We start from the raw sequence: 12,313 nt of genomic DNA on the forward strand, positions 1-12,313 counted from the left end.
GGTGAACATGCCGCAGCGGACCGAGGACGAACCGCACTCCTCCGTCCACCCCGGTGGCGCGCCGGAGCCGATCGACGCCGTGTGTGTGGGCGAGACGATGGCGCTGCTGATCCCCGACGGCCCACGACCGAACGGACCGGGTTCCGGGAGCCCGTCCCCCGATCCCGGCACGGGGCCGCACTCGGGCGGTCCGACCTCCGGAGCGGGCTCGGACCCCGTGAGACCGTCCCGCGGTTCCGATCCGGACGCGTGGAGCCCGTCCCCCGCCCCCGGCGCGGGACCGCGGTCCGACGGCGCGTGCGCCCCTTCCCGCTTCCACGCCGAGATCGGTGGAGCCGAGTCCAACGTCGCCGTGCACCTGGCCCGCGCCGGCCGATCGGCGGCCTGGCTCAGCGCTCTGGGCGACGACCCCTTCGGACACCTCATCCGCTCGCGCCTCACCGCCGCCGGCGTGCGCTGCGTCGCGCGCACCGACCACGAGCGCACCACCGGGCTCTACATGAAGGAGCCGCGCCCCGAGGGGACGCGTGTGCGCTACTGGCGCCGCGACTCGGCGGCCTCCACCCTCGGTCGGCCGGACGCCGCGCAGGCCTGGCTGCTGCGGCCCCGCCTGGTCCACACGTCCGGGATCACCGCGGCCCTGTCCGCCTCCGCCGACGCCCTCGTCGAGGAGCTGCTGGACGCCGCCCCGCCCGGCACACTGCGCAGCTTCGACGTCAACTACCGCCCCGCCCTGCACGGCACCCGCAACGCCGACCGGCTCCTGGACCTGGCGCGCCGCGCCGACGTGGTGTTCTGCGGACTGGACGAGGCCCGGTCGCTGTGGGGCGTGACCGACCCGCGGAGGCTGCGCGAGCTTCTGCGCGGCCCGGACCTGCTCGTCGTCAAACAGGGCGCGGAGGGCGCCACCGCCGTCCGCGGCGACCTGTCCTGGTTCCAGGCGGCCCCCCGGGTCGAGGTCGTCGAACCGGTCGGCGCCGGGGACGCCTTCGCGGCCGGGTTCCTGGACCGGTTCCTGGACGACGCGCCCATGCCCGAATGCCTGGCCGAGGGCGCCCGGCTGGCCGGGGTCGTCCTGGGCATTCCCGGCGACATCCCCGCTCAGCCGTCGACGACCTCCCACGGGTCCCATGACCTGCACGTCCCCCGTGACCCCCAGGACTCCCGCAGCTCCAGGGACGCACACCATTCCCCGAGCGCCCGCAGCTCCCAGGAGACCCATGACTCCCTGGACACCCACGGCTCCCGGGCCTCCCCCGGCCCGCGCGCCGCCTGGGAGACTGTCTCCGGCCCTGACCTGGGAGCCTGACCTCGGGCCCGCCCGTGACGACCAAGGGGAGAACTACCGGTGTCCAACAGTGTCGAACGCGCCATGCGGATACTCGTGGAGCTGGCCGACGGCCCCACCACCATCAGTGAGCTCGGCCGCCGCCTGGACGTGCACCGCACGACCTCGCTGCGCCTGCTGCGCACCCTGGAGGAACAGCGCTTCGTGCGCCGTACCGACGACGGCAGCTACCAGCTCGGACCGCGCATGGCCACCCTCGCCGCGGCCGCGTTGGAGGGCCTCGACATCCGGGGCCTGGCGGCGCGGCACCTGCGCGGCCTGGGCGCGTCGACCGGCCAGACCGTGCACCTGGGCGCCCTGGAGAGCAACCGCGTCGTGTACCTGGACAAGGTGGAGTCGCGGCACGCCGTGCGGATGTACTCCCACATCGGCGCGCTGGCGCCGCTGCACGCCACGGGGATCGGCAAGGCGATCCTCGCCCACCTTCCCGAGCGCGAACGCGACACCCTGCTCGGCGATCCGCCGTTCGAGTCGTGCACGCCGAACACCCGCACGGACCGGGCCGCACTCGACGAGGAGCTGGCCCGCACCGCAGAGCGGGGCTGGGCCCTGGACGACTTCGAGCACGAGGAGTTCATCCACTGCGTGGCCGCGCCGGTCTTCGACGCGGCCGGGCGGGTGAGCGCCGCCATCTCGGTCTCCGCACCGAGCATGGTCCTGGACCGGTCCGACCTGCTCGCCCTCACGGAAGACCTCACCGCCACCGCGCGCGACATCAGCGAAGAACTGGGTTGGAGCCGCACATGACCCCGGGTTGGAGCCGCACATGACCGACACGCACGACGCCGCCGGCACCGGCCGCGACCCCGGCACCGACGCCGAAGCCGGTGCCGGAACCGGCACCGCGAACACCACCGGGGCCCGGGCCGTCCCCCTCGCCGAGTGGGCCGACTTCTTCGCCGACGGGCTGTCCCCGGTCCCGCTGATGCTGATCCTGCGCGGCGCCTCGCCCGACGACGCGGTCGCCGCGGCCCGGAACGCCTGGTCGGCCGGTGTGCGGCTGGTGGAGGTCACACTGGAGGGCGAATCCGGGCTCCCCGCCCTGGAGGCGGTCGTGCATGCCGCGGAGGGGCGCGTCCCGGTCGGGGCGGGGACGCTGACCACACCCGAGCGGCTGCGCCGGGCGGTGGACGCCGGAGCCCGCTTCGGTGTGGCGCCCGGCCTCGATCCCGACACCGTCGCCGCGGCCGAGCGCCTGGGCGTCCCGTTCCTTCCGGGCGTCGCCACCCCGACCGAGGTCGGCCAGGCCCTGCGGCTCGGCGTGACCGCCGTCAAGGCGTTCCCCGCGAGCATCCTGGGCCCCGCCTGGATCTCCGCGCTCGCCGGGCCGTTCCCGGAGCTGCGCGTGGTGGCCACCGGCGGTGTCGACGCGCCGAGCGCACCCGACTACCTGCGCGCCGGAGCCCTCGGGCTGGGCGTGGGCCGATCGCTGGCCTCGGACGGCGCCCTGGCCGAACTCGTCTCCTCGCTGTCCCGCTAGGCCGTGATCTCCGAAGGACGCCGAACCCCGCGCCGACCGGGCTTCCCCGCGCTGCGGCGACCGCCCGCTTGTGCGGCACCGCCGGACCGAGCGTCGCTCATCGCCTCGGCCATCGGTGACCCGGTCGGACGTTCTCCCTGCGCCGACACGCGCCAGCACCCTCCGACCGGCCCGATTCCCGCGGGCCCAAGTCCTGTGGCCGCCCCGCGCTCAGATGAGGCCGTCGACCTCTTCGCTCAGGAGCGCGCCCCGGCGGAGGAACTCCGCGGCCGCGGCGAAGCCGAGACCGAGGAGCAGCGCGGCGACCGGCACCTCGAACACCGGTTCCACGGCGGCCCCGCCGACCGCGGACAGCTCGGCCCCGCCGACGACCGCGCGGGCACCGCCGGCCTGCAGTCCCGCCGCGATGCCGCCGCCGACCAGAGTGATGGCGGCGCACACGCCGAGTCGGCGCGCGTTCACGGCGTCGAAGGGGTCACCGGTCCGCAGTGACCGTACGACGCGCAGCAGCAGCGTTCCGACGAGCACGATCAGGACGGCCACGAGGAGCGAGGGGCCCATCGTCCACACGCGTTCGGCCATGGTCGGATCGGTCACCGCCAGCTCGGCCCCGGCCGGGCCGGTGATCGCGAATCTCCCCTCGGAGGGGACGGACAGCGCCGCGGCCGGTACCTCCACGGGCACGATGAGACGGTCCGCCACCAGGGTTCCTCCAGCGGAGAACAGGGCCAGCAGCGCCCCCAGCACGACCGCCAGGAGAGCTGTCCACTCGAACGCGCGTTGACGTATGACACTCACAGGCTCTCCCGGACTCGGACTCAACGCCTATCGACAATCGATAAGCTCGCGCCTAGTCTATCGATAATCGATAAGTTCGCCACCCCCCATGAGATCCGGAGTCCCCTGTGACCGATGCCGCCCCTCCCCCCGCCCCCGTCCGCTCGTCGGCGATCTTCCTGACCGGGGCCATCGTCTGCTTCGTCGTCCCACCCCTGACCCTCGGCCTGCTGGTCCGGGACTCACCCCCGCCCCTGGCCCTGGTCGCGGTGGCCCTCGTCGAACTCGTCTCGGCGGCGGCACTCGTGTTCTGGTGGCTGCGCCGGAGGTCCCTGACTCCCTCCGACGTCGGGCTGACGTCGCGGCACTGGGTCCGGGACGCGCTGGTGGGCGCCGCGACGGTGCCTCCGCGCCTGCTGATCGAGTTCGGCGTCCTGATCCCGATGGCCGGGGGCGCCCAGAACCCGGGGGTCCAGGAAGTCCTCGCCAGTGCCTCGGCGAGCGTCGCGGCCCTGACCGCGGCACTCGTCCTCGGTGTCGTGGGAGGCGGTCTGGCCGAGGAGCTCTACTTCCGCGGCTTCCTCCTGGGCGCGCTGCCCACGGCCTTCGTCCACCGGCGGGCGGCCCTGTACGGGGCGGCGGCGGTGTCCGTCCTGCTCTTCTCGGTGCTGCACCTGCCGACCTCGGGCCCCGACATCGCCGCCATCGTCCTGGCCAGCGTGGTCTACACGGGCCTCTTCCTGCTGACCCGCCGTCTCACGGCGACCGTGGTCGCCCACTCCCTGTGGAACGTGTCGGCCCTGGTCACCGTGCTGGCGCTCTACGGATGACGGCCCGAGCCACGGGCGCGTGCGGGCCCGGCCGGCGGGTCCCCCGCCGATGGCGCGCGGCTTCCGCCGCGTGCGGGTCGTTCCCGGCGAGCGGCCCTCGGGGGGTGGGCCCCAGGCGTCCCTGGCGGCGGACGGCTCGCCGCGGTCACTCCAGGGAGGTGGCCGCCCGTTCGGCGATGTCGACGAGGACGTCCTCGTCCCCGGTGAGGTCGGCCCTTCCGGTGCGCACTTCCCAGGGCTCGCTCGCCGAGACCTCGACCAGGACGCTCCCCACCCTCACCAGCACCTCGGCCCGGCTCCCGGACTCCTCGTCGCTCTCCACGACGTGGGACACCACCGACTCGTCGGCGATGTCGAGCTCACGCGACTCCAGGACCTCCACGGTCCAGTAGTCCCCGTCGGAGCCGTCGACCAGTTCGCTCCTGCGCTCTTCGAACTCCGCCTCGGCGGCCGACTCGTCCACCTGCGGCTCGCGGTCGCTGTCCAAGGGAAGCCGAAAAGTGATACTGAGGTGCCCCGGGGATCCGTCCGAGAACTCGGCGTGCCACGAGCACGTGGAGCGCTCGTCGGCGAACGACGCGGACGGCATCCGGGCCGAGACGGCGCCCAGCTGTGACCGGGACGCGGCGGCACAGGGGTCGGCGGGCAGCTCCGCGAACTCGGGCTCCGGACCGGCCATGCCCTCCTCTGCGGTGAGGGTGACCGCGCCGACGACTCCGGCCACGGCGGCGTAGGCGGCGAGCGTCGCGGCCGCGGTGATCACCACGGTACGGCCGGTGCTCCCCCTGCGCGGGGTCGGAGGGGCGGGGGCGGCCGGGGGCTGGGGGAACTGCTGCGCTGGGCCGTCGTACACGGCGGGTCTCCTGGTGGTCTGGGCGTCGTCGGGGCGCTGTCCGCGGTGGGGGCTCAGCCGAACATGTCGGTGGCCACCTCGGCGAGGAGTTCCTCCGCCTCGTCCGCGTCGATGCCGTCGTCACTGGCGAGGGGACTGAAGCGGATCTGGCTGACGAGGTCGCCCTCCCTGACGATGAGGCTCACCCGCGGGGAGACGCTGTCGGAGTAGCCGTAGTCGATGTCGGTCACGACGAGCACGCTCTCGTCGCCGAAGTCCAGGGACTTCTCCTCGGTGTCGACGACGGACGCGTCATCCGACTCGTAGCCGAGTTCCCCGGCATCGTCGACGGTCGCCGCGAACAGGGCGTCGACGTCGCGGTGGATCTCCCCGTCCGCGCTGAAGCGCTCCGCCGCCCTCGCGTCGGAACCCGACATCGGCACCGCGCGTGTCAAGTAGACGGGCGTATCGTCCCGACCGGCCAGGGACATGGTCCAGGTGCACCCGTTGGCATAGGTGCCCGAGTACCAGGAGTAGAACTCGCCGTCCATCGCGGCGAGGGTGTCCTCGCCGAGCTGCGAGCACGGGTCGGGCGGCAGCCCCGGCGCGGGGCGCACCTGGGTGGGGGAAGCGAGGGCCGTGGCGCCGGCCCAGGTGAGGAGTCCGGCCGCGGTCAGCGTCACCACCGCGGTGACAGCCACGGTCAGCCCGGTGCGGGGCGGGCGCGGGGCCTGCGGATACGCCATCGGGTTCGGGTGGCCGGGCGGGGGCGGCCCGGGAGGGAATCCGGGAGGACCGGCAGGAGGTCCCGGAGGACCGGACGGCGGTCCGGGAGGCGGCCCCGGAGGCGCCCCGGGAGGCGGTCCGGCAGGTGGTGGCCCGGGAGGCGTCCCGGGCGCGGGTCCGGACGCGGGTCCGGACGGCGGCCCGGGAGTCGGCCCGGACGGCGGCCCGGGGGGAGGGTGTCCAGGAGGGGGATAGGGCTGTCCCATGGGCGGAGTCCGTCCGAGCGGTAGTCGACACCTGACGCACCGCATCGTCCCATGGCGTGGCGTCCGAATCCGGCACAGCCCCCGGTTTTGGCCCATTCCGGTCAAGACCGGTCGGCCGCGGAGAGCGGGGCCCGGTCCGGTGGGGGAACCGGACCGGGACGGCCGGGGTCAGGGGCCGGAGTGAACAGGCCGCGGAGCCGTCAGGCCGACGGCGGCCGCTCGGCGGTCAGGCCGCGCCGACGCTGACGTCCACGCAGGCGTAGAACGCGTTGGCCGTGTCGGCGATGTTCCACACCGCCAGGACCTTCTGCCGGCCGCTGTAGCCGGACAGGTCGACGGCGTGGGTGACGGACGACGGCGGCCGGGCTCCGCCGTCCTCGAAGTGGGCGATGCGGTCGCCGCCGATGTAGTACTCCCAGTCAGCGGTGGAGTGCATGGCGGTGAGCGTCCACGTGAAGGTCAGCGAGGTGCCCACCGGGGTCACGTACCAGCCGCGGTCGTCGTCGTCCAGTTCGGAGAAGCGGGCGTTCCCACCGGAGCAGCTGGTGAGGCCCTTGGGCCCCTCGACGCTCTGCGGCTCCCACTTGATGCCCCCGCACTCCACCCATCCGGCGGCGCACTGCGCCTGTCGGCTGGGCGGGGCCGAGACGTAGCCGTGGGCGCTGGCGACGCCGGCGGGCATGAGGGTGAAGATCAGCGCCGTGGCCGCGGCGACGGCGGAGGCGGATCGGATTCTGGTGCGGAACTTCATGTGCGGGGCCCTTCGGTCACGATCCCCGGGTCCCGGCCCTCGTCGGTCCGGCCTCGGGGAACATAGCGGGATGACACGGACCGTCTCCGGTCCAGGGCGGACGGGGAGGCCATCGGGGTCGGATCGCTCCCGAGGGCACCGGACCACGTCGTCCTGGAGGCGGTCCGGCGGACCCGGAATCCTCCACCCGTCCATCGCCGTGACCGTAGAAAGACCGTTACTCCACGTCAAGGGGCCCGTCACGCGGCGTTGAGCGCGCCGATCCGTACCAGTGGCCGCGCCGGGAGAACGACCGTCACCCACTGGTACGGCCGGGTCACGGGAACGGTCGCGTCGGCGACCTGGCAAGCGTCCCGCCGTCCCCGCGGGCGGTCTGCCCCCGGAGCCGTGCCGCGCCCGCCGCCCCGGCTCGACCGCCGGACCATACCTGACCTCCAAGCCACACTTTCCTGTCCCCACTTCTGACCGACCCCGACCCCGCTTCCGGCCGGACCCGACCCCGCGTCCGTTCGGTCTCGATCCGCACGGTGATGCGGCCGCCGACCCGGCCCGTCCCGGCCCCCGACGAAGCCATGACGTAGTGACACGAATACGGACGGCGCGCCATCCGGTACACCGAGCGGTCCCCGGCCTACGATTCAGGCATGGGTCCCACGTCCGACGACTCGCCCCTGAGGCGCATCAGCTCCGAGGCCAGCCTGCTGGGCGGCGCCGGCTACGCCGTGCTGCTGCAGATCGCCCATCCGAGCGTCGCGCAGGGCGTCCACGACCACAGCGACTTCTCCTCCCGGCCGCTGGACCGGCTGCGCGGCACGCTCTACTACGTGTACGGGCTGGCCTACGGAAGCGAGGAGGAGCGCGAACGCGTCCGCGCCATCGTCCTGGCGATGCACCGCAAGGTCACCGGCCCCACCTACCGCGCGCTCGACCCGGACCTGCTCCTGTGGGTGGCGGCCACGCTGTTCCACTCGGGAGTCCGGCTCTACGAGCTCACCGTCCGCGAGTTGAGCGAGGAGGAGTTCGCCGACTACCTCGACGAGGCGTCGGTGTTCGCGACCGCCCTGGGCCTCCCGGCCGAGGAGTGGCCGGCCAGCCCGGCGGAGTTCGACGTCTACTGGGCCAAGGCGATGGACCGCCTGGAGGTGGGGGACGTCGCGCGCGGCCTGGCCGTTCAGCTGTTCCGGCCGAACAACCCGCTGCTGTGGCCGCTCACCTACACCCAGCGCTTCCTGTCGGGCGGGCTGCTGCCCCCGGAGCTGCGCCAGAGGTACGGCATCCCCTGGTCGCCCGGCCACCAGCGCGGGTTCGACCTGCTGATGCGCACGACGCGCCGCCTCTACCCGCACCTGCCCGACCGTGTCCGCACCCTGCCCGCCACGCTGTACCTGCGCTCCCTGCGCGGCCGTCGGGGGTGGCTGCGGCCGAAGGCCGTCGTCTGAGCAGGGCGGACCGCCCTCGCACAGGCACTCCCGTCAGAGCGGTCGACTCATGCCCGGACCGCGGTCCGGGCGAGGCCGCCCCCGGTCACTCGTCTCCCAGCTGCCGCAGGGCCTCACGGGCCTGCTCGGCCTCGCGCAGGCCCAGGTCGGTGAACGCCTGGACGGCGTCCTCCAGCAGGGAGCGAGCGCGTGCGGCGGGCATCGTGGGCTCCGGGAGCCGGCCGAGGGCGAACGCGGCCCGCGCCATGGCGTAGCGTTCGTTGCGCTCGACCGCGATAGCGTGCGCCTTCTCCAGCTCGACCGCGGCCTCGTCGAGCCGGCCGGCCGCCGCGTAGGTGATGCCCAGGTCCGTGAGGATCTCCGCGTCCCCGCTGTGGTCTCCGTGTTGGTCAGCCAGCGACAGGGACGTCGAATGGGCCTCGACGGCGTCGTCCCAGCACCCGGCGGCTCGATAGGCCGTGCCCAGGGAGTTGTGCACGTAGATCTGGTGCCCCACCAACTGTAGGTTCAGGCAGAGTTCCAGCGCCTCATTCAGTTTCTGGAAGCCGAGTCGGAGTTCTCCCAGCGCGACATAGGCCTCTCCCATGGCACGCGTGGCAAGGGCGTGGATCTCACCGCAGTCGTCGCCCGCTGACTTGAGAATCGCCTGCTCACTGCATTCGATCGAGCCCTCGTAGTCCCCGAGGCTCAGGCGCAGCACGGCCAGGTTGCCCCACTGCATGGCCTCCACCGTCCGGTCCCCCAGGGCCCTCGCGTAGTCCAGGACACCCTCGATGGCTTCGCTGGAGTCGGCGAACCGGCCAACCCTCTCGTAGACCATGCCGAGGTTCGACAGGGCTCGGATGATGCCACGATCGTCACCGACCGCGGCCAACAGGTCCCGGGCATCGGTCAGGAGTTCCAAGGACTCCTCGAAACGACCCGCGATGTAGTGGGCGATGCCCAGACCGATGAGCGTCACGGCCTGGCCGCGCCGGTTCCCCTGTTTGACGCTGATCTTGAGCACCCGTTCGTGCGAGCTCGCCAGCAGGGCCATGTGGCCGTGCAGAGCGTAGAAGCGCCATACCGCGTCCGCCATCCGCCAGGCCAGATCACCGTTCTCGCCCGAGGCGAAGTACTCGATGGCCTCCGCCAGGTTCTCCTGGTGCAGGGAGAACCAGTTTTCGGCGTCCTCCCTCCCAGAGAGGTCCGTACGGTATCCGGAGCGAACGCCGCCGTCGTCGTGACCGCGCGGCCCGAGAAGCTCAGCGGCGTGCTGGGCGGTCGTCAGGTAGTTTTCCGCCAGCCGGAACCTCGCCGCCTCCACCTCGTCGGCGGAGAACTCCTCGAGGGCGCGTTCCGACGCGAACTCCCGGATCAGGTCGTGCAACCGGTAGACGTCCCCTTGGGGTTCGTCGAGCAGGCACACACCCACGAGTTCCTGGAGGAGGTCGTCGGCGTCCTCCACCGCCATGTCGAGGAGTGCGGCCGCCCCCACCAGGTCGACCGAGTTGCCGATGATCCGGCCCAGCAGGCAGAACGTCCGTCGCTGCTTCTGGTTGAGGCTCTGGTACGACAGGTCGATCGCGGACTCGACGCTCTGTCCCTCCACGCGCAGTTCGCGGAGCTTGCGGTTCTGCTCGCCGAGCCGCCTGGCCACGTGCGCGAACGACCACTTGGGGCGTGTGAGCATACGCCCGGCGACCACCCTGAGAGCGAGCGGCAGACCTCCGCAGATGCGGGCGATCTCCGCCGCCTGCTCGGTCTCACGCCGAACACGGTCCTCACCCAGTACTCGCCCGAAGAGTTCCAGCGATGAGCCCTCGTCGAACATCCCGAGGGAGAGGAAACGGGCGCCGCTGAGCCCGGAGAGTTCTGTACGGGTGGTGATGACGGTCATCGACCCGGGCGATGACGCCAGGAGAGGGCTGACCTGGGCGAAACTGGCTGCGTTGTCCAGGATGAGGAGCACCTTGCGCCCCATGAGCGTCGCCCGCCACAACGCCGCCCGCTCGTCGAGCTGTTCGGGCACGGCCTCGGGTGCCATCCCCACCGCGCGCAGGAGAGCACCGAGCGCGGAGGCGGGATCGAGAGGCTCCTTGTTCGACGTGTAGCCGTACAGGTCGATGAACAACTGCCCATCGGGGAAGCGCTTGGCGGTTTCGTAGCCGAACCGGACCGCCGTCGCCGTCTTCCCCTCCCCGCCACCACCGGTGATGACACAGAGCTGGGCGCGCCCCTCCTCGGAGAAGGCCGCTGCTTCCAGCTTCGCCAAGGGCTCCTGACGCCCGGTGAAGTCGGGCAGGTCACGCGGCAGGTCGTTGCGCACCAGGTAGCGGAACCCCGTGTCGGCCTCGGGTTCAGCCGCCGCGGGTTCCTCCTCGGAGTCCTCCCGAAGAATCCGGGTGTGCAGGGCCGCCAGCTCTGGGCCCGGGTCGACGCCCAGTTCGTCGGCGAGCCGCGCCCGGAACCTCTCATACGCGGTGAGCGCCCGGGCTCTTTCGTTGTCCCGCCACAGGGCCGTGATGAGGAGGTGGTGCAGGCGCTCCCGGAACGGTTCCTCACTCACAAGAGGGGTCAGGCGGGAGACCACTTCGGTGGACCGCCCGAGAGCCAGCGCGCACGTCGCCCACTCCACGATGGCGGCCCAGCGCTCCTCGCGCAACGGCGCGACCACCGAGTAGTCGAGGTTCTCCGACCCGACACCTGAGAACGGCACTCCCCGCCAGCAGTCCAGGGCCTCGTCCAGGAGGCCGACCGCGGCCGCGGCCTCCGATGCCGAAGCCGTGTCGCGGAGCCGGCGGAAGCGGTGCAGGTCCACAGAATCCGGGTCGACGTCCATGATGTAGCCGCCGGGCGTCGTGGCGATGCAGTCGGGCAGAGCCCGCCGCAGGTGAGAGATCTGCACCTGGATGACCGAACGTGCCGTGCGCGGCGGGTCGTCACTCCAGAGATAGCCGATCAGCTGATCTACCGTGACCTCGCGCCCGAGATGGACCAACAGCGCCCCGAGCACACAGCGCTGGCGCGGCCCGCCGACGGACATCGGTCGGCCATCGGACCAGACGGTGATGGGGCCAAGCACGCCGAATTCCACAAGGGCCAACCCTAGCAAGGGCGATTAATGCGAACCGGATGTCGGGCATGCCGAAAGCTCCGAGTACCCCCCTCTGCCCAAGTACTCGGAGCGACTGTTCGGTTACCTCAGTTCGGGCCTACTCGTCCTTGCCGGGCTTCTCCTCGGCGGGAGCGGTCTCCTCGGGAGCCCCCTCAGCCGGGGCGCTCTTCTCCGGGTCGGTCGGCTCCTGGAAGGGCACCATCTTCGCGTCGGGCGCCACATCGGCGACGATCGCCTCGAACCGCTCGTCAACCGTCAGCATCTTCGGCACTCGAACTCCTCGTCTCACTGCACTCGTGTAGAGCCGCAACGTTGCCCTACGTCGTCTACGAAGCATCATGGGGGATCACCGCCTTGGGGGGACCGGCCACCCGTGGCGGTTCCGCCTCAGACTCGCCACGGGTGACCTGTGTCCAACGAACGTCGCACCGGTCTTCGGCCACGAGCCGTCCTCTCGTGGGAACCGATCGCGTCGAACGTGTTCCACACTAGAGAGATCCTCTTCCACTCCGCTTTCAGTCGGCTTTCGGCGTGTGACCAGCGGTTTCCATGACGGAACGTCGCCGCGTACACACACTGCGCCCTGAGGGCCCCCGCGCCACCGAGTGACCGGGTGTGGCCATAGGGCGTGATCCGCTTTCGGCGCCGCGCATCCGTTCCGTGCGTTTCACAGCACTTTCCGTTGACAAAAGGCGAAGGAAATCCCACTCATCTCACGGGTTTGCTCATCCGACTCGGTGTGAGGCACTTCTTTCGACCGGAAATGC

General features: G+C 71.9%; 10 protein-coding genes and 1 pseudogene. 5 read left to right on the plus strand and 6 right to left on the minus strand.

Features of this window, described 5'->3' with window-relative positions:
* Positions 1-70 precede the first annotated feature (70 nt).
* The 3 genes and pseudogenes from ADL05_RS19705 to ADL05_RS19715 all read left to right on the plus strand — a co-directional run.
* Positions 71-1,108 (plus strand): annotated as a pseudogene (locus ADL05_RS19705) (sugar kinase); the annotation flags it as partial.
* Between the two features lie 240 nt (positions 1,109-1,348).
* Positions 1,349-2,095: an IclR family transcriptional regulator gene (locus ADL05_RS19710; protein WP_053618468.1), complete on the plus strand. Its 747-nt coding sequence runs from the start codon at positions 1,349-1,351 to the stop codon at positions 2,093-2,095.
* 178 nt (positions 2,096-2,273) lie between these two features.
* The gene (locus ADL05_RS19715; protein ID WP_053618516.1) at positions 2,274-2,828 is read left to right on the plus strand and encodes a bifunctional 4-hydroxy-2-oxoglutarate aldolase/2-dehydro-3-deoxy-phosphogluconate aldolase; all 555 of its coding nucleotides are present in this window, start codon (positions 2,274-2,276) and stop codon (positions 2,826-2,828) included.
* Between the two features lie 210 nt (positions 2,829-3,038).
* On the opposite strand, the gene ADL05_RS19720 is transcribed toward ADL05_RS19715, so the two are convergent.
* Positions 3,039-3,626: a DUF2975 domain-containing protein gene (locus ADL05_RS19720; RefSeq protein WP_156365930.1), complete on the minus strand. Its 588-nt coding sequence runs from the start codon at positions 3,624-3,626 to the stop codon at positions 3,039-3,041.
* A 107-nt stretch (positions 3,627-3,733) separates the two neighbouring features.
* Here ADL05_RS19720 and ADL05_RS19725 point away from each other — a divergent pair, with 107 nt between their 5' ends.
* Positions 3,734-4,435, plus strand: a complete 702-nt coding sequence (locus ADL05_RS19725; protein ID WP_197285861.1) for a CPBP family intramembrane glutamic endopeptidase — start codon at positions 3,734-3,736, stop codon at positions 4,433-4,435.
* Between the two features lie 145 nt (positions 4,436-4,580).
* On the opposite strand, the gene ADL05_RS19730 is transcribed toward ADL05_RS19725, so the two are convergent.
* The 3 genes from ADL05_RS19730 to ADL05_RS19740 all read right to left on the minus strand — a co-directional run bounded on the left by ADL05_RS19730 (position 4,581) and on the right by ADL05_RS19740 (position 7,010).
* Positions 4,581-5,288 carry a hypothetical protein gene (locus ADL05_RS19730; protein ID WP_197285862.1) on the minus strand — a complete coding sequence of 236 codons (708 nt, stop codon included), beginning with the start codon at positions 5,286-5,288 and terminating at the stop codon, positions 4,581-4,583.
* 53 nt (positions 5,289-5,341) lie between these two features.
* Positions 5,342-6,013 carry a hypothetical protein gene (locus ADL05_RS19735; protein WP_053618471.1) on the minus strand — a complete coding sequence of 224 codons (672 nt, stop codon included), beginning with the start codon at positions 6,011-6,013 and terminating at the stop codon, positions 5,342-5,344.
* A 472-nt stretch (positions 6,014-6,485) separates the two neighbouring features.
* Entirely contained in the window at positions 6,486-7,010 is a 525-nt protein-coding gene (locus ADL05_RS19740; protein WP_053618472.1) for a lytic polysaccharide monooxygenase auxiliary activity family 9 protein, read from the minus strand.
* Between the two features lie 644 nt (positions 7,011-7,654).
* Here ADL05_RS19740 and ADL05_RS19745 point away from each other — a divergent pair.
* Entirely contained in the window at positions 7,655-8,449 is a 795-nt protein-coding gene (locus tag ADL05_RS19745) for an oxygenase MpaB family protein (RefSeq protein WP_053618473.1), read from the plus strand.
* 85 nt (positions 8,450-8,534) lie between these two features.
* Here the strand turns inward: ADL05_RS19745 and ADL05_RS19750 are convergent, their stop codons facing one another.
* Together ADL05_RS19750 and ADL05_RS31205 are read right to left on the minus strand one after the other, a co-directional pair.
* Positions 8,535-11,474: a BTAD domain-containing putative transcriptional regulator gene (locus ADL05_RS19750; protein WP_053618474.1), complete on the minus strand. Its 2,940-nt coding sequence runs from the start codon at positions 11,472-11,474 to the stop codon at positions 8,535-8,537.
* A gap of 169 nt (positions 11,475-11,643) precedes the next feature.
* The gene (locus ADL05_RS31205; protein WP_197285863.1) at positions 11,644-11,817 is read right to left on the minus strand and encodes a hypothetical protein; all 174 of its coding nucleotides are present in this window, start codon (positions 11,815-11,817) and stop codon (positions 11,644-11,646) included.
* Positions 11,818-12,313: the final 496 nt, after the last annotated feature.

This window comes from Nocardiopsis sp. NRRL B-16309, from assembly GCF_001279585.1.
Taxonomy (GTDB): Bacteria; Actinomycetota; Actinomycetes; order Streptosporangiales; family Streptosporangiaceae; genus Nocardiopsis.

What these genes read in the sequence shown, in the direction of transcription:
- ADL05_RS19715 (WP_053618516.1), top strand. Translation starts at nt 2,274, where the DNA reads ATGCTGATCCTGCGCGGCGCCTCGCCCGACGACGCGGTCGCCGCGGCC.
- ADL05_RS19735 (WP_053618471.1), bottom strand. Translation starts at nt 6,013, where the DNA reads ATGGCGTATCCGCAGGCCCCGCGCCCGCCCCGCACCGGGCTGACCGTG.
- ADL05_RS19740 (WP_053618472.1), bottom strand. Translation starts at nt 7,010, where the DNA reads ATGAAGTTCCGCACCAGAATCCGATCCGCCTCCGCCGTCGCCGCGGCC.
- ADL05_RS19745 (WP_053618473.1), top strand. Translation starts at nt 7,655, where the DNA reads ATGGGTCCCACGTCCGACGACTCGCCCCTGAGGCGCATCAGCTCCGAG.
- ADL05_RS19750 (WP_053618474.1), bottom strand. Translation starts at nt 11,474, where the DNA reads ATGTCCGTCGGCGGGCCGCGCCAGCGCTGTGTGCTCGGGGCGCTGTTG.